15 protein-coding genes are annotated in these 15087 nt (G+C 71.0%); 2 read left to right on the forward strand and 13 right to left on the reverse strand.

Annotation, left to right across the window (positions count from 1 at the left end):
- The first annotated feature begins 34 nt into the window (after nucleotides 1-34).
- On the forward strand, nucleotides 35-1315 hold the full coding sequence (locus ACZ7OU_RS44540; protein WP_470245116.1) for a PucR family transcriptional regulator: 1281 nt from the start codon (nucleotides 35-37) through the stop codon (nucleotides 1313-1315).
- A 20-nt stretch (nucleotides 1316-1335) separates the two neighbouring features.
- Here the strand turns inward: ACZ7OU_RS44540 and ACZ7OU_RS44545 are convergent, their stop codons facing one another.
- From ACZ7OU_RS44545 to ACZ7OU_RS44555, 3 genes are all read right to left on the reverse strand, one after another.
- Nucleotides 1336-1911 (reverse strand): hypothetical protein, encoded by a 576-nt coding sequence (locus tag ACZ7OU_RS44545; RefSeq protein WP_470259907.1) that lies wholly within the window; start codon nucleotides 1909-1911, stop codon nucleotides 1336-1338.
- Between the two features lie 9 nt (nucleotides 1912-1920).
- The gene (locus ACZ7OU_RS44550) at nucleotides 1921-3324 is read right to left on the reverse strand and encodes a DUF6801 domain-containing protein (RefSeq protein ID WP_470259908.1); all 1404 of its coding nucleotides are present in this window, start codon (nucleotides 3322-3324) and stop codon (nucleotides 1921-1923) included.
- Between the two features lie 79 nt (nucleotides 3325-3403).
- The gene (locus ACZ7OU_RS44555; RefSeq protein ID WP_470245113.1) at nucleotides 3404-4042 is read right to left on the reverse strand and encodes a DUF6801 domain-containing protein; all 639 of its coding nucleotides are present in this window, start codon (nucleotides 4040-4042) and stop codon (nucleotides 3404-3406) included.
- Between the two features lie 442 nt (nucleotides 4043-4484).
- On the opposite strand from ACZ7OU_RS44555, the gene ACZ7OU_RS44560 reads away from it, so the two are divergent.
- Nucleotides 4485-5357: an RCC1 domain-containing protein gene (locus ACZ7OU_RS44560; RefSeq protein ID WP_470245112.1), complete on the forward strand. Its 873-nt coding sequence runs from the start codon at nucleotides 4485-4487 to the stop codon at nucleotides 5355-5357.
- Nucleotides 5358-5399: 42 nt separating this feature from the next.
- Here the strand turns inward: ACZ7OU_RS44560 and ACZ7OU_RS44565 are convergent, their stop codons facing one another.
- From ACZ7OU_RS44565 to ACZ7OU_RS44610, 10 genes are all read right to left on the reverse strand, one after another.
- Entirely contained in the window at nucleotides 5400-6050 is a 651-nt protein-coding gene (locus tag ACZ7OU_RS44565) for a hypothetical protein (RefSeq protein ID WP_470245111.1), read from the reverse strand.
- 66 nt (nucleotides 6051-6116) lie between these two features.
- The gene (locus tag ACZ7OU_RS44570) at nucleotides 6117-7208 is read right to left on the reverse strand and encodes a hypothetical protein (protein WP_470259909.1); all 1092 of its coding nucleotides are present in this window, start codon (nucleotides 7206-7208) and stop codon (nucleotides 6117-6119) included.
- Nucleotides 7205-7708: a hypothetical protein gene (locus tag ACZ7OU_RS44575; protein ID WP_470245109.1), complete on the reverse strand. Its 504-nt coding sequence runs from the start codon at nucleotides 7706-7708 to the stop codon at nucleotides 7205-7207. The genes ACZ7OU_RS44570 and ACZ7OU_RS44575 overlap by 4 nt, the downstream gene beginning before the upstream one ends.
- On the reverse strand, nucleotides 7696-8895 hold the full coding sequence (locus ACZ7OU_RS44580) for an MCE family protein (protein WP_470259910.1): 1200 nt from the start codon (nucleotides 8893-8895) through the stop codon (nucleotides 7696-7698). Before ACZ7OU_RS44580 ends, ACZ7OU_RS44575 begins: the two co-directional genes overlap by 13 nt.
- Nucleotides 8895-9956 (reverse strand): MCE family protein, encoded by a 1062-nt coding sequence (locus ACZ7OU_RS44585; protein ID WP_470245107.1) that lies wholly within the window; start codon nucleotides 9954-9956, stop codon nucleotides 8895-8897. Before ACZ7OU_RS44585 ends, ACZ7OU_RS44580 begins: the two co-directional genes overlap by 1 nt.
- Nucleotides 9953-10987, reverse strand: a complete 1035-nt coding sequence (locus tag ACZ7OU_RS44590; RefSeq protein ID WP_470259911.1) for an MCE family protein — start codon at nucleotides 10985-10987, stop codon at nucleotides 9953-9955. Before ACZ7OU_RS44590 ends, ACZ7OU_RS44585 begins: the two co-directional genes overlap by 4 nt.
- Nucleotides 10984-11967 carry an MCE family protein gene (locus tag ACZ7OU_RS44595; protein WP_470259912.1) on the reverse strand — a complete coding sequence of 328 codons (984 nt, stop codon included), beginning with the start codon at nucleotides 11965-11967 and terminating at the stop codon, nucleotides 10984-10986. The genes ACZ7OU_RS44590 and ACZ7OU_RS44595 overlap by 4 nt, the downstream gene beginning before the upstream one ends.
- Nucleotides 11964-12968, reverse strand: coding sequence for an MCE family protein (locus ACZ7OU_RS44600; protein ID WP_470245104.1), 1005 nt, complete (start codon nucleotides 12966-12968; stop codon nucleotides 11964-11966). The genes ACZ7OU_RS44595 and ACZ7OU_RS44600 overlap by 4 nt, the downstream gene beginning before the upstream one ends.
- Nucleotides 12965-14239 (reverse strand): MCE family protein, encoded by a 1275-nt coding sequence (locus ACZ7OU_RS44605; RefSeq protein ID WP_470259913.1) that lies wholly within the window; start codon nucleotides 14237-14239, stop codon nucleotides 12965-12967. Before ACZ7OU_RS44605 ends, ACZ7OU_RS44600 begins: the two co-directional genes overlap by 4 nt.
- Complete coding sequence (locus tag ACZ7OU_RS44610) at nucleotides 14236-15087, reverse strand: MlaE family ABC transporter permease (protein WP_470245102.1); 852 nt, start codon at nucleotides 15085-15087, stop codon at nucleotides 14236-14238. Before ACZ7OU_RS44610 ends, ACZ7OU_RS44605 begins: the two co-directional genes overlap by 4 nt.

Below are 15087 nucleotides of genomic sequence, written 5' to 3' on the forward strand. Positions count from 1 at the left end.
TGCCGGGGTCGCGGGGCGGAGCGAAGGAGCTGCGATGTCGGTGGAGCGCGGACTCGATCACGCTGCGCCGCCGCCCGCCGCACTACCCCGCAAGCTCGCCGACATCCTGCGTCCCGAGCTGGCCAGCCTCGCGGCCGAGATCGTCGACGAGATCCGCGCGACCATCCCCGCCTACGCCCGCCCGCTCGACGGGCCGTACGGCAAGTCGATCCGCGCCGGCGTCGAGTACGCGATCACGTTGTTCGTCGCGCAGATCGCCGACCCGACGGTGTCCAAAGAGCAGTCCCACGAGGTGCACCACCGCTTGGGGCAGAACGAAATGCGCGAAGGCCGCAGCCTCGACACGCTGCAGTCGGCGTACCGCGTCGGCGCGCGCGTGTCGTGGCGGCGCATCATGCGCGTGGGGCGGCGAAGCGGGCTTTCGTCGGCGGTGATGTCCCAGCTGGCCGACGCGATGCTGGCGTTCATGGACGAGCTCGCCTCCGTCGCGCTCGACGGCTACCTGGAGGCGAAGGCGCGCACGGCGGGAGCGCTCGACACGTGGCGCCGCAAGCTGCTGCACCTGATCCTGGAGACGCCGCCCGCGTCCCCCAAGGCGATCGCCGAGCTGGCCCAGCTGATCGGCTGGCCGGTGCCCACCGACGCGACGCCGGTGGCGGTCTGCCCGGCCGACGGCGTCGCCCCGGCCCGCCGCCACGCCGGGCTCGACGCGGACATCCTGGCCGAGCTCGACACCCCCGACCCGAAGCTGGTGGTCCCGGGCGAGCTCGGCGGTGCCCGGCTGGCGACACTGCAGGTGGCCCTGCCGGACTGCCGGCTCTCGATCGGCCCGTGCGTCCCGCTCGCGTCGGTGGCGGACTCCCTGCGCTGGGCCCGCAACGCCCTCCACCTGGCCGAGCGCGGGGTCCTGGTGCCCCGCCCGGTGCTGCGCGCGGAGGAGCACCTGGCGACGCTGCTGGTCAACTCGGACACGGGCCTGGTCGGCACGCTGCGGCACCGCCTGTTCGCCCCGCTGGCGGACATGACGGGCAAGCAGCAGGAGCGGCTGCTGGAGACGCTGCGGGCCTGGCTCGACAGCCAGGGCAACGTGGTGGAGATCGCGGAGCGCCTGGGCGTCCACCCCCAGACGGTCCGCTACCGCATGAGACAGCTCCAGGCGACGTTCGGCGAGAAGCTCCGCGACCCGGCGGCGCGCTTCGAGATGGAGCTGGCGTTGCGCGCGGGCGCGGCGCCGTTGCCGCTGCGGTACCCGGTGAGCGAGCTGCTGCCGTCGCCGCGCACCGGGGTTTCACGTCCACAGTGGACGTCCAATTAGGTTCGGGTGCCGAAGCCCGCTCAGGTGATCGGGACATCCGGCTGGAAAGCCCGGTCCTGCACCGGGTTGGTGACCCGCAGCGTGCACGTCAGCGACCAGAGCGTCCACGCGCCGGTGGACGCCTTGTGGACCTCGAGGCCTTCGGTGAAGCTCACGCCGACCGTGAACCCGACCGAGCCCGACGCGCCCGCCGTGAACGTCTGGGGTGAACCGGTCACCGGCAGCGTGGTCGCGCCCGTGCCGAGGGGCGTCTCCGGGAAGCCGCCGCTGATCGTTCCGGCCGCCGGGCTCGCGTTCTTCACCGCGAACGGTACGGCGAAGGTCCCCCGCACCGCGTCGTAGCCGGCCGCGCGCAGCAGCGCCGTCAGGCCGATCGGGAAGACGTGCTGCGCCGAGGGGGAAACCGTGAACGGCTGCCCGGGGTGCGGGTCGGTGACCGCCAGCTGGGCGGTCAGCGTGGTCGACGGCGGGGAGATCCCGGGGAACGTGCACGTGTGGGTCAGCGTGCCGGTGGTCGTCGTGGTCGTGGCGTGCGCCGTGCCCACTGCCAAGCCCGTGACGAGCAGCGCCGCGGCGACGGCCGGTCCGATCCTCATGCGTCCCCCTCAGTTCGAGTGCTTGACCGCCTTCTTCGCCGCCGGGGTCTCCGGGGGCGGTCCGTCGGACCCGGGCGGGCACTGGGTGGAGTCCGGGTCGGTGCAGACGATCAGGTTGTACGTGTCGACGAAGGCCTGGTTGCCCTCGCCCGAGCTCATCCCGGAGAGCAGCGGGCTCAGGTCCTGGCCGCCGTCGCCGCAGCCGACGAACTCGGGGAGCTTGAACCCCGTGTTCTCGTCGGTCCGGATGTGCCCGACGCCGAAGGCTTCGTACGGGCCGCTCAGCGTGAGGGTCACCGTCTCCCGGGTGACGCAGTCGGGGCCGAGGTCGAGCGGGACGCCGTTGACCTTCGCGTTGCTCAGCCTGGCCATCACCTGCAGCGTCGTCTCCAGGTGCGTGCCGTCGGGCTGGTCGGTGATCTTGCCGGCGACCTCGATGATCTTGCTGTTCCGGTAGTCGACCGGCAGGAACTCGACCGTCGCGGTCACCGGGACGAACCCGAAGCCGAGGAACGTGGTCGTGGCCGGGTTGAACGTCGTCGAGCCGGTGACGCGCGAGGTGCCGTCCACCAGGTTGAGGATGAACAGGCCGTTGAACAGGAACGCGGGATCGGCGGTGACGGTCGCGCCGAGCTTCCGGACCGTCGACTTCGTCATGATCGTGACCAGGCTCAGCGGTACCGCGAACTCGTCTTCGGTCGGCGGATCGCCGGGGCCGGGAGCGTCGGCGGCCGCGGCCTGCTGTTCCTGCTTCGCGTCCGGCACCACCTTCGGCAGGACCATGATCTTGCCCAGGACGGTCGGCTGGTCGGGGTCGAGGGTGCACGCGATCTGCGGCGCCGGCTGCGCGGCCGCGGTGTCCGGTGGCGGCACGGCTTCGAGGGCCAGCGTCGGCGCGGCGACGTCGAACGTGACGGCCCCGACGGTGTTCAAGGCGATCTCCGGCACGGTGCCGGTGGCCGTCAGCGTGAGGTCACCGGTGTCCGGCAGCGGGGTGGCCGGGACGGTCAGGTCGACCGGCACCTTGTCCGCGCGGTCGTCCTGGTGCACGGCCAGGTCGACGTGCACGCTGCCGCGCAGCGACCCGGCGGTGGCACCTTCCGGCAGGAAGGACAGCGCGACGTCGCGGGGGAGCGTGAGCTTCGCCGAGAACCCGCCGATCGTGGCCGACGTCCCGGTCTTCGCCTGCGAGGGCAGCGTCGCCGCCGTCTCGGCCGTGAGCTTGCGCGCGCCGAGCGGGTCGGCGAACGGGCAGGTCACCGAAACCGACGCCGTGGCCTCCGTGTCCGGCGGGACCGCGGGCGCGGGAGCGGCCGAACCGACCCCGGTCAGCGCGCCGTTCACCGCGGAGAGCAAGCCGACGGCCGCCAGCGCGGAAACGGTGAGGGTGCGAGGCCGGGCTCGACGTGGCATCAGGGTCCCTGGGTGTGTTCGGAACGGACAGGACGTCCCGGTGCGGGCCGGGAAAACCGGCCCGCACCGGGAAACCCGGTCAGGAAACGGTGATGCTCGGGCTGAACGAGGTGTTCTGCGCCGGGCTCGTCACCTTGAGGGTGCAGTTCATCGTCCACGGCGCCCAGGCGCCGGTGGACTTCTTGTGGAACTCCAGGTTCGCCGACAGCCCGCTCGTCAGCGACAGGGTGGCGCTGCCCGCGGAGGCCGGCGCGGTCCAGTCCGGGATGCTGGACCCCGCGTCCTGCGAGATGACCACCGTGATCGGCCCGCCGGTCGGGTAGATCACTTCCGGGATGTCCAGCCCGGAAGCCGACGGCTGCGACAGCGTGCCCGCCGACGCCGTGACCGGCACCGTCGCCTTGCCCCGGATGCCGTCGTAGCCGACCGCGGTCAGCAGCGAGTGGACCGTCGAGCTGATCGTGGCGCTGCCGCCGACGTTGGCCGGGGTGACGGTGGTGCTCGCCGGGACGACGTCCGGCGCGTCCAGGTGCGCGGTGATCGCGACCGGCTGCGGCGAGATGCCGGGGAAGGTGCAGTTGTAGGTGACGCCCGCCGTGCCCCCGGCGGTGTAGGTGGTGGTGGCGGCGGCCGCGGTGCCCGCGGTCAGCACCGCGATGGCGCCGATGGCGGTCGCGGTGGTGGCGAAACCGGCGGACAGCCTGCTGAGTCGGGACATACCTGTCATCTCCTTTGATTCAGTTCAGTCTCGGCTTTGGCTGATCGATTGCTCGCCGCCGTGAGCCCCCATCGCGTTCACCGTCCCCATTGCCCCGGGCGGCGGGTCGCGATTTCATCGGCGTGCGAGGTGGAGGTCCATCTGCCGGAATCGAGGCTACTCGCCAGTTCAGTAAGGAACAAGACTTCGCACCGTCGCGGGTGAGGCGGCCTCGGACCGTCTCGATTTCTTGTGCGCGACGGCGTAGGTGCAACACCGGATTTGGCGGATTTTGACAAAGAACGGCCGGCGCGGCGAAGTGCCGTGCGCACCGGTCTACCATTTGTGATCTTGCCGAAGCAATCCCGGATAACAAAACCGGAGAAATGAGGCTACCGTGCCGGGTACTTCCCGTTGTGGACGGGTATCACTGAAGGGCGCCGCATTCGCGGTGACGGCCGCGATGGCCGTCTCGGTGTTCCCCCAGCCGGCGTCCGCGGCCACCGTCGGCGGCGTGATCGCCTGGGGCAAGCCGGACTACGACGTCACCATCCCGCCGCCGGACGCGCTGACCGGGGTCACCGCGGTGTCGGCGGGGAGCACGACCGCGCTGGCGCTGAAGGACGGCGCGGTCCTCGCGTGGGGCGCGAACAACTGGGGCGCCAACCAGATCCCGGCCGCGGCGACGTCCGGGGTCAGCCAGATCGCGTCGGGCTGGGGGCACGAGCTGGCCCTCAAGAACGGCAAAGTCCTGGCCTGGGGCAACAACTGGTACGGCCAGACGACCCTGCCGGCGTCGGTGTCCAGCGGGGTCGTCGCGATCTCGGCGTCCAACATGCACAGCCTGGCGCTGAAGCAGGGCGGGCTGGTGGTGAGCTGGGGGTCGCGGACCGACGTGCCGGCGACCGCGCAGTCGGGGGTCACCGCGATCTCCGCCGGGGGCGACCACAACCTGGTCCTCAAGAACGGTGGCGTGCTGGCCTGGGGCAGCAACACCTACGGGCAGACGACGGTGCCGGCCGGGCTTTCTTCGGGGGTCACGGCGGTGTCCGCCGGGTTCTTCCACAGCCTGGCGCTGAAGGACGGCCAGGTCTACGCCTGGGGCCGCGACAACTTCCACCAGACCGAGGTGCCGCCGGAAGCGCTTTCGGACGTCGTGGGCATCGACGCCGGGTTCAACCACAACGTCGCTCTCAAGGCCGACGGTTCGGTGGTGACCTGGGGCTCGAACCTCGTCGGTGAGACGTACTTCCCTTGGTGCGGCCCGGTGTTCGCCGTCTCGGCCGGCGACAACGACAGCTTCGCGCTGAAGGAAGATCCGTCCGCTCCTTGCTGACGCCGCGCGGGTGGCGGGCACTGCGCCCGCCACCCGCGTCGGTCACTTCAGGGTGGCGTCGCTGGCCAGGTCGAGCGAAATGGTGTTGCCCGGACCCGAAATCAGGGCGCCGAGGGCGATGTCGGCGATGAAGCAGTTGTTGAACTCGGGGATCGTGTAGGTGCCGGTGACCCGGATGGCCGGCGCGGTGATGTCGATGTCCTGCGCGGACAGCGTGAGGTCGAGCGGGGTCTTCGTCTTGCAGCTGCCCGGGACGGTCGGCAGGGGGATGATCGGGATGATCGGGCCGGCCCAGATGTCGTAGATCTCCATGTTGGCCTTGGCCTTGGTGACGAGGTTGCCGTCGGCGATCGTGCCGGTGGCCGGGCCGAGCGGGGTCACCTTGACCTTGGCCTTGATGCGGAAGATGCCCGAGAGCAGGGAGATGTCGGCCTGCGACGGCGGCAGCGCGAGGTCCGCGCTGAGCCCGACCGAGCCGGTCTGGTCGTCGATGAGCAGGTTGCCCTTGAGCGAGCCGGGGCCGAGCGCCATGGCGCTGCCGGTCTTCTTCACCGTGGTGCTGCCGGTGACCTTGTAGGACACGGGGATCGGGATGACGTCGGCCGAGGCCGGGGTCACGACGACCCCGGTCAGCACGACGGCCGCCGTCGAGGTGAGCACGGCCATTCTCCTCAGCTGCGTTGCCACGGACATGGTTGTCCTCCTTGTGCGTTTCCCGTCCGTTCCGGGTGCTCCCGGAAACGGTGAAGTGTTCGTTGTTCAGCGGGGTTCGAGCTCGGTGACGACCCAGCCGTCGCCGGCGCGTTCCGCGGTCACGGAAAGCTGCGCGGCGGCGCTGTCGGTCGCATTGTTGTCAGCCCGGACGGCTGATTGATCGAGAAAGACGAGTAACCGCGCGTGACCATTCTGGAGTTCTTGCACGGCGATGGCGGAAACGCGCGAAGTGAGCACGAGTTTCTGCTCGGGAGCCTTCTGCCGCACTTGGGCGAAGAGCTTGTCGTAGGAATCCTTGGCGGACCCGCGCAGCACGGCGGCGGCGGCCTTTTCGGTGACGTCGGTCTTGTCGTAGGAATAGGAGAAGATCCGGTTCATCGCGAGGGTGACGGAAGAGGTGACCTCGGAGGTCTGGCCGACATCGGTGAGCGCGAGGTTGTCGGCGGCGGGGTTGCTCGAGGCGGAGTGGGCTTCGAGGGTGAACCAGACCCCGGCACCGGCCAGCACGAGGGCGGCGGCGAGGAGGAGTGCGGGCAGGCGAAGCCAGGCGGGGCGGGGCCGGGCGGGTTGAGCTGCGGGTTCGCCTTCGGCTCCGGCCCCGGCCCCGGCTTCGGCTCCGGCCTCGGCTTCGGCTGGCTCGCTGGTGGCGGGTTCGGGCTGGCCTTCGGCCGGGTCGCTGCCGGTGGCTTCGAGCGGCTCGGCTTCAGCGGACGCGGCTTCGGCCTCGACCGACGCCTCAGCGGCCCCGGCTTCGGCGGCCCGATCGGTTTCGGCGACGGCACCGGTCTCGGCAGCAGCCGGGTCTTGCTCGGTCGCCCGGCTGCCGGGTTCGCCGGCCCCGGCAGAGCCGGGCCGGATGCCCCCGATGCTGCCCGGTAAGAGTTCAGCCGAGTCGCTCGAGCCCCGCAACGACCCGTCCCGCTCGTCGGCGGGCGCGGCCTGCTCGGCCTCGCTTGCGGGCGAGCCGCCCTCGGGCCCGGTCGCAGCCGAGCCGTCCTCGGCCCAGTTCGCGGCCGAGCCCACCTCGGCACCCACCTGCGCCGGAGCCTCCCCGGCCTCCACCTCGACCGGAGCCTCCCCAGCCTCCACCTCGGCCGGAGCCACCCCAGCCTCGGCGACCGTCCGCGCGCGGTTCATCGGGCACCCACCGGCAGCTGGTCCAGCGCGCTGAGCTTCCAGCCGTCCGGTGTCCGTGACAGCGCCGCCGCGAAACGGTTGCGCTTCACCGCCGGGGCCGTTCCCTGCTTTGCCATCGTGATCTCCACCGAAGCCAGCATCTTCGCCGTGCCCGCGTGCTCGTCCAGCTCGCTCAGGGCCGCGTCCAGGACCCGGCCCGTCGCCACCGTCGCGTTCGCCGTCAGGGCTTCCTTCGTCTTCGAGTCCGTGCGGGCCAGCTGGTCGTGCAGAGGACCCGTCGACGCCGACAGCCAACGACCCAGACCGCCGTTCACGTCGTGGTAGTCGAGGGTGTTCAGCTCCGCCACCAGCGTCCGCCCGCTCGACAGAGCCTCGTCGCGCGCCACCCCGTACGTCAGGGACGCGTCGTGCGATGCCGCGTACCACGAGTAGCCCGACCAGCCCGCGAAGATCGCGGCGGCCGCGAAAACCACCACAGCGCCCTGCTTCAGCGCAGCCACAGCATCTCCTCGAGGCTCGTCGACGTCGCCTGCCCGTCGAGTCCGGTCAGGCCGCCCGGCAGCGCCGGCTCCGGGACCGGTGGGTGCGGCGCGTTCTGCACGCCGCGCACCGAACTCTCGTTCCCGTACGGCAGCGTGCAGGCCGCGTCCGTGTTCAGCGGCAACGGCGAGAGGTCGTTGCTCGGCCGGTGCTGCGTTCCCTCGTAGCCCTGGCTGCACGGCGGTGGGTTGTCGAAGTTCAGCACCAGCCCCATCCGCAGCGCGTCGCCCTGGGGGTTCAACGCCGACCCCACGCCGGCGACCGCGCGAGGCAGGTTCGCGAACAGCGTCTCCTCCGCCGCGGTGCGGGTGCCGAACACCCGGGCCGTCGTCAGCAGGTTGGCCAGCAGGATCGGCAGCCCCGGGTCGTTCTCCTTCAGCAGCGAAGACAGCTCCGTCGCCGCGGGCGGCGCGGTCGCGATCAGCCGCCGGAGGTCTCCGTCGGACTTGGCCAGCTGCTGGGCGAACACCCGGGCGTTGCTGCTGAACGAGCGCCACTCCGCCGACGAGTCGACCTGCGTCCGCAGCACCGTCGCCCCGTCGTTGATCAGCTTCGACGTCTGGGGCAGGTTCGCGCTCGCCTCGTGCGTGAACGTCGTCGCCGAGTCCATCAGCGTCTGCAGGTCCGGGCCGGCGCCGCGCAGGGCGTCGTCGAGCTCGTCGACCACCGTGCGCAGGTCCTGGGTCGGCACCGACGCGGTGAACGAGTCCAGGTCCGTCAGCAGGCTGTTGACCGGCAGCGGCAGCGTCGTCGACTCGCGCCGGATGACCGAGCCCGCCGTGAGGTAGGGCGCGTCGCCGGTGCGCGGCTGCAGGTCGACGTACTGCTCGCCGACGGCCGACCGGTTCGCCACCACCGCGCGGGAGTCCTCCGGGATGGGCGGGGCGCCGTCGTCGATCAGCAGGTCGGCCTCGGTCCCGGTGACGGTGAGCCGCAGCTCGCCGACCCGGCCGACGGCGACCCCGCGGTAGGTCACCTCGCCGTTGGTGAACAGCCCGCCGCCCTCGGCCAGCTCCAGCTTCACCGTGTAGCTGCCCGAACCGAAGAGCCGGCCGAGCCCGGCGTAGTTCGCGCCGACGAACGCCGTCGTCGCCAGCGCGATCACGACGAACAGCACCACCTGGACCCGCACTCTGCGCGTCAGCATCACTGGCCTCCCGAGGGGAGCGGGAGCTGCGGCAGGTCCGGCGGCACGCCCTCGCCGGGCGCCGGCAGCGGCACGCCGGGCGCCGGGATCATCGACGCGTAGGCGTTGATGTAGTCGCCCTTGATCGCCGGGAGCACCGAGTCGGGGAACGGGAACGTCGGCAGCATCTGCAGCGACTTCGGCAGGTCGGCTCCGGCGTCGGCCAGCTGGTCCAGGATCGGCGCGAGCGCCCGCAGGTCGGCCACCATGTCGTCGCGGCTGCGGTCGACGACGTCGGTGGCCACCGTGGAAAGCCGGTCCAGCGCCTGCAGCATCGAGACGAGCTGGGTGCGCTGGTCGGTGAGCGTCTGCAGGCCGGGCGTCAGGTCGGTCAGCGCGCCGGAGACCTGTTCGTGGCGATTCGCGAGCGTCGAGGACAGCCGGTTCAGCCCGTCCAGCGCTTCGGTGATGTCCGAGCGGTGCGCGTCCAGGTCCGTCATCAGGGTGTTCACCCCGCCCAGGAACGAGCGGATCTGCGCCTCGTTGCCGTCCATCACCTTCGACAGCTCGCGGTTGATGGTCTGCAGCTGGCCGATCCCGCCGCCGTTGAGCAGCAGCGAAAGGGCACCGAAGATCTCTTCGAACTCGGGGTTGCGGTTGGTGCGGTCCAGGGTGATCACCGCGCCGTTCACCAGCCGCGCGCCGCCCGCGGCCGGCGCCGCGCCGTCGGGTGCGGCCAGCTCGACGAACTTCTCGCCCAGCAGGCTGGACTGGCGCAGCCGCGCGACGGCCCCGGCCGGCAGCACGACGTCGCCGTTGACGTCCAGCACGGCTTCGGCCGTCCAGCCGTCGCCGCCCAGCCGGACCTGCCGCACCCGCCCCACCGGCACATCGCCGACCTTCACGGCGGCCTGCGGCACGAGGTCGAGGACGTCGGTGAACTGCGCGGTCACCGCGTACGGGTGGTCGCCGAGGTCGGCGCCGCCCGGCAGCGGCAGGTCGTAGACGCCCTTGAACTCACCGGGCGAGCAGCCCGCGAGGGCCAGGCACCCGATGGTCACGGCGGTCAGGACCCGTTTCATCGCCCGCCCCCGTTCGTGTAGACGTCGCCGGTGGCCGGCAGCGGCATCGGCGGGTAGTACTCGAGGGCGTTGTCGCGGCCCAGCAGCTGCCCGGTCGCCGGGTCGATCGCGTTGAGGACGTTCGTCACGGCCAGCGGGACGCCGTCGAGCGTCTCGGCCAGTGACTGGCGCTGTTCGACGAGCGTTCGCGTCGTCGTCACCAGGTTGTCCACATTGGACTTGATGGCGCCGCGGTTGTCCCGGATGAACGCTTGGACGTCGCCGAGCGCCTGGCCGAGGCTGTCGAGGGCGTGGGCCAGCTCGCCGCTGTTCGCGGCCAGCGTGCCGGAGATCTGCGACAGCTGCTGGTTGACCCCGCTGACCTGCTGGTCGTTGGTGGCGAGCATGGTCGTGAACCGCTGCAGCTCGTCGACCGTGCCGAACAGGTCGCCGGAGTTGCCGGCCAGCGTCCGGGCCAGCTGGGCGAAGTTGCGGACGCTGTCGTTGAACGCCTGCCCGTTGCCCCGCAGGTTCTGCGCGCCGGTCTTGAGCAGGTCCGACAGCGCGCCCTGGGAGTTCGCGCCGTTCGGGCCGAGTGCCTTCGACAGCGTGTCGAGGCTGGCGTAGAGCTGGTCGAGCTCCACCGGGGTGGCGGTCCGCCGCGCCGGGATCGACGCGCCGTTCGGCAGCCGCGGCCCGCCGCGCGCCGGCTTGGCGAACTGGACGTACCGGTCGGCGACGACGCTGGGGGCGATCACCAGCACGGTGGTGTCCTCGGCGATGCCGACCGAGCCGTCGATGCTCATGTCCACCTGCACCTGCTCGCCACGCGGGGTGACGGCGTCGACCTGGCCGATGCGGACGCCGAGCACGCGGACGTCGGAGCCGGAGTAGACGCCGACCGCGCGGGTGAAGAACGCCGTGACGTGGTGCTGGCCGGTGCCCGAGAACACCCACCACAGCGCGGCCGTCACGACCAGCGCGAGCAGGATCGCGGCGGCGACGAACCGGGTGGTCAGCACCCCGGCGCGGGTGGTGGTCAGCGCGCTCACCTGGTGCCTCCCGGCGTGGTGCAGGGGTTGTGGTTCTCCGGCACCAGGCCGCAGAGGTAGGCGTCGATCCAGCGGCCGTTGCCGGTGGTGTTGGTGACCACGCGGAAGTACGGCCCGGCCAGCTGCAGGCCCTTGGTGAGGTTGTCGTTCTGCCGCTTCAGCAGGTCGGTCACCTGGCTCAGCGACTGCAGCGCCTTCTTGAGCGGGTCGGAGTTCTCCGCGACCAGGCCGCGCAGCTGGTCGGCCAGCCGCGCCGAGCCGGTGAGCAGGTCGTGGATCGCGTCGCGGCGGCGGTTCAGCTCGGTCAGCAGCAGGTTGCCGTCGTCGATCAGCTTCTCGAAGTCCTCGTTGGAGTTCGCCAGCGTCGTGGTCAGCTTCCGCGCGTTGGCCAGCAGCTCGGCGATCTCGCCGTCGCGGCTGGAGACCGTCTTGGACAGCTGGGACAGGCCGTCGAGCGCGCTGCGGACGTGCTCGGGGGAGTTGCGGAAGGTGTCGGACAGCGTGGTGAAGCTGTCCGCGAGCTGCTTGGTGTCGATCGCGCCGACCGTGTCGGCCAGGCCGTTGAACGCGTCGGTGACGTCGTAGGGCGTGACCGTCCGGGTGCGCGGGATCGCCTGGTCCGGGTTCTGCACGCCGTCGCCGGTCGGGTTCAGCGCGAGGTACTTGCGGCCCAGCAACGTCTTGATCTTGATGTCGGCCGTCGTGCGGTCGCCGATCCACGCGTTCTTGACCCGGAAGGACACCAGGACGTGGTCGTCGGCCAGCGCGACGTCGCGGACCTCGCCGACCTTGATGCCGGCGATCCGCACCTCGTCGTCCGCCTGCAGGCCGGCGGCCTCGGAGAACTCGGCCTCGTAGGTGGTGCCGCCGCCGACGATCGGCAGGTTGTCGTAGTTGAGCGTGACGGTCAGCAGCGCGGCCAGCGCGACGCTGCCGACGACGCCGAGGGCGATCGGGTTGCGCTCCTTGAAGGACTTCACGAGTCGCACCTCGCCGTCGGGATGTACACACCGCGCGGGGGTGTGGTCTGCAGCGTGGCGCGGCAGAGGAAGAAGTTCATCCACGTGCCGTAGGAGGCGACGCGGCCGATTTCGGTGAACTTCACCGGGAGGTTCGTCAGGAAGCTGTCCACATCGGACTGTTTCTGCACCAGCGTGCCGGCGACCTCCTGCAGGTCGGCGATGCTCTCCTTCAGCGGCGGGCGCGCCTGCTCGAACAGGCCGGCCGTCGACTGCGTCAGGTCCCCGATCCCGCTGATGGCGTCGCCGATCGCGGCGCGGTCGCCGGCCAACCCGGACACCAGCTGCCGCAGCGTGGACACCAGGTTCGCGAGCGCGTCACCCTTGCCGTTGACGGTCTTGAGCACCGAGTTGAGGTTCCCGATCACCTCGCCGATCACCTTGTCGCGCCCGGCGAGGGTGGTGGTCAGCGAACCGGTGTGGGCCAGCAGGCTTTCGACGGTGCCGCCTTCGCCCTGCAGCACCTGGACGATCTCGCCGGAGAGCTCGTTGACGTCGTTCGGCGACAGTGCCTGGAACAGCGGCTTGAAGCCGTTGAACAGGTCGGTGAGGTCCAGGGCGGGAGTCGTGCGGTCCAGCGGGATCTCGCCGCCCTCGGGCAGCTGGTCGCGGGTGCCGGTGGTGCCGCGTTCGAGGGCGATGTAGCGCTGCCCGACCATGTTGCGGTACTTGATGACCGCGTGGACGTCGGCGGGCAGCCGGCGGCCCTGGTCGAGGGAGAACCCGACGAGCGCGCGGTTGTGGTCGCTGATCTCCAGCGTTTCGACCTGGCCGACGCGGACGCCGGAGATGCGCACGTCGTCGCCGGCGTTGAGCGAAGTCGCGTCGAGGAACTTCGCCGTGTAGTGCTCGCCCGCGCCGACGCCGGAGTTCGTGATGGACACGGCCAGCAGCGTCGTCGCCAGGACGGTGATGACGATGAAGATCAGGCTCTTGATGAGCGGGGAGGCGATGTTCCTCATTTGAGCTTCACCTCCGTGCCGCGGTAGAGCGGCCCGACGAGCACGCTGCTCCACTCCGGGACCTGCCCGGCGGGCACGCCGATCGACGGCGCGACCAGCGTGGCCAGCAGCTGCTCCTCCTGCGGGGAGTTCGCGACGCCGAGGTCGCCCTCGCCGCCGGTGAGCAGCGGGTGCCCGGCGCTGCCCGGGGCCGCGGCGGCGACGCCGGTGGTCGGGGCGACGCCGGAGGGGTAGCAGCGCGGCTCGCCGCCGCCGGTGAAGCGCGGGTCGTCCCGGCCGGGCAGGTACTTGCCGCTGTCGGCGGTCACCGAGACCTCGGCGTGCAGGCCGGGCTCCTTCCGGGTGACGCCGAGGACCTTGTCCATGGATCCCTCGAGGGCGCTGAGCGAACTGATGGTGCAGGCGAAGCTGGGGGAGTACTTCGCGGCGACCTCGAGCGGCGCGCGGCTGTCGGCGGCCAGCGCGATCAGGTTGTCACGGTTGTTCTGCAGGAAGTTCGTGACCTCCTGGGAGGACGACGTCACCTGCTGGTAGACCCCGGCGAGGTCGTCCTGCTTCTCCTTGACAGTGTTGAGCGTGACCGCCGAAGAGGTGAGCGCGTCGAGCAGGTCGGGGGCGATGTCGCCGTAGAGGTTCGAGACGGTGGCCAGGTCGTGGAGGTCCGACGTCAGCTGCGGGAGCTCCGGGTTGAAGTCCTTCAGGTAGTCCGCGGCGGTGCCGATCGTCTGCCCGAGCTGTTCGCCGCGGCCCTGCAGCGCCGTCGACACCGCGGTCAGCGTCGTCGCGAGCTTCTGCGGCTGGACGGCCTTGAGCAGCGGCAGCAGGTTGTCGAAGACGCGTTCCAGCTCGATCGCGTTGGCCGAGCGGTCCTGTTCGATCGTGTCACCCGCGGCCAAGTGCGGGGCACGGGCACCGTCCGGGATGGACAGCTGGACGTACCGTTCGCCGAACAGCGTCTTGGGTACCAGCAGCGCGGACACGTTGCGCGGCAACATGTCCACTTTGCCCGGCTCCAGGGCAAGCGCTATCTCGGCGCCCTGCGGCGTCGCCCGGACCTCGCGGATCTCGCCGACGAGCACCCCGCGGGCCTTGACCTGCCCGCCCGGGGAAAGCTGGTTGCCGATGCGGCTCGCCTTGAGCGTCACCGGGACCGTGCTGACGAAGTCCTTGTCGTACACCTTGATGGAGAGCGTCACGAGCACGCCCATCACCACCAGGAACAGCACGCCCGCGGTGCGGATCCCGGCCTTGTGGCGGGTCTCCCGTCTCATCCGGCCACCTGCACGGTGGTCGTCGCGCCCCAGATCGCCAGGGAGAGGAAGAAGTCGAGGACGCTGATCGCGACGATCGCGGTGCGCACCGCGCGGCCGACCGCCACGCCGACGCCGGCCGGGCCGCCGCTCGCGCGGAAGCCGTAGTAGCAGTGGGCCAGCACCACGACGACGCTGAACACGAGCACCTTCCCGAACGACCACAGGACGTCGCCGGGTGGGAGGAACAGCAGGAAGTAGTGGTCGTAGGTCCCCGCGGACTGGCCGAAGAACCAGACGGTGACCTGCCGGGAGGCGAGGTAGCTCGACAGCAGCCCGATCGCGTAGAGCGGGATGACGGCGAGGAAGCCGGCGATCACCCGGGTCGTCACCAGGTACGGGACGCTGGGGATGCCCATGACTTCCAGGGCGTCGATCTCCTCGGAGATCCGCATCGCCCCGAGCTGCGCGGTGAACCCGCAGCCGACGGTGGCGGAGAGGGCGAGCCCGCTCACCAGCGGAGCGATCTCGCGGGTGTTGAAGTAGGCGGAGACGAACCCGGCGAACGCCGACGTCCCGACCTGGTTGAGCGCGGAGTAGCCCTGCAGGCCGACGACCGTGCCGGTGGCGACGGTCATCCCGATCATCACGCCGATCGTGCCGCCGATGACGGCGAGCGCGCCGCTGCCGAAGCTGACCTCGGCCAGCAGGCGGACGATCTCGCGCAGGTACCGGTGGATCGCCCGCGGGATCCAGGCGATCGCGCGCAAGAAGAAGAGGATCTGGTCGCCGAGGGTGTCGAGGAAGCCGAACCGGCGGTCGACGGCTTCGCGCACCCGCGCGGTCTTGGGGACTTCCGTGGTCGTCAC

Source organism: Amycolatopsis sp. NPDC114505, assembly GCF_055633615.1.

Excerpts from the sequence above, each read along its gene's own strand:
- ACZ7OU_RS44540 (WP_470245116.1), top strand. The coding sequence starts at position 35 with ATGTCGGTGGAGCGCGGACTCGATCACGCTGCGCCGCCGCCCGCCGCA.
- ACZ7OU_RS44545 (WP_470259907.1), bottom strand. The coding sequence starts at position 1,911 with ATGAGGATCGGACCGGCCGTCGCCGCGGCGCTGCTCGTCACGGGCTTG.
- ACZ7OU_RS44550 (WP_470259908.1), bottom strand. The coding sequence starts at position 3,324 with ATGCCACGTCGAGCCCGGCCTCGCACCCTCACCGTTTCCGCGCTGGCG.
- ACZ7OU_RS44555 (WP_470245113.1), bottom strand. The coding sequence starts at position 4,042 with ATGTCCCGACTCAGCAGGCTGTCCGCCGGTTTCGCCACCACCGCGACC.
- ACZ7OU_RS44560 (WP_470245112.1), top strand. The coding sequence starts at position 4,485 with ATGGCCGTCTCGGTGTTCCCCCAGCCGGCGTCCGCGGCCACCGTCGGC.
- ACZ7OU_RS44565 (WP_470245111.1), bottom strand. The coding sequence starts at position 6,050 with ATGTCCGTGGCAACGCAGCTGAGGAGAATGGCCGTGCTCACCTCGACG.
- ACZ7OU_RS44570 (WP_470259909.1), bottom strand. The coding sequence starts at position 7,208 with ATGAACCGCGCGCGGACGGTCGCCGAGGCTGGGGTGGCTCCGGCCGAG.
- ACZ7OU_RS44580 (WP_470259910.1), bottom strand. The coding sequence starts at position 8,895 with ATGCTGACGCGCAGAGTGCGGGTCCAGGTGGTGCTGTTCGTCGTGATC.
- ACZ7OU_RS44585 (WP_470245107.1), bottom strand. The coding sequence starts at position 9,956 with ATGAAACGGGTCCTGACCGCCGTGACCATCGGGTGCCTGGCCCTCGCG.
- ACZ7OU_RS44600 (WP_470245104.1), bottom strand. The coding sequence starts at position 12,968 with ATGAGGAACATCGCCTCCCCGCTCATCAAGAGCCTGATCTTCATCGTC.
- ACZ7OU_RS44605 (WP_470259913.1), bottom strand. The coding sequence starts at position 14,239 with ATGAGACGGGAGACCCGCCACAAGGCCGGGATCCGCACCGCGGGCGTG.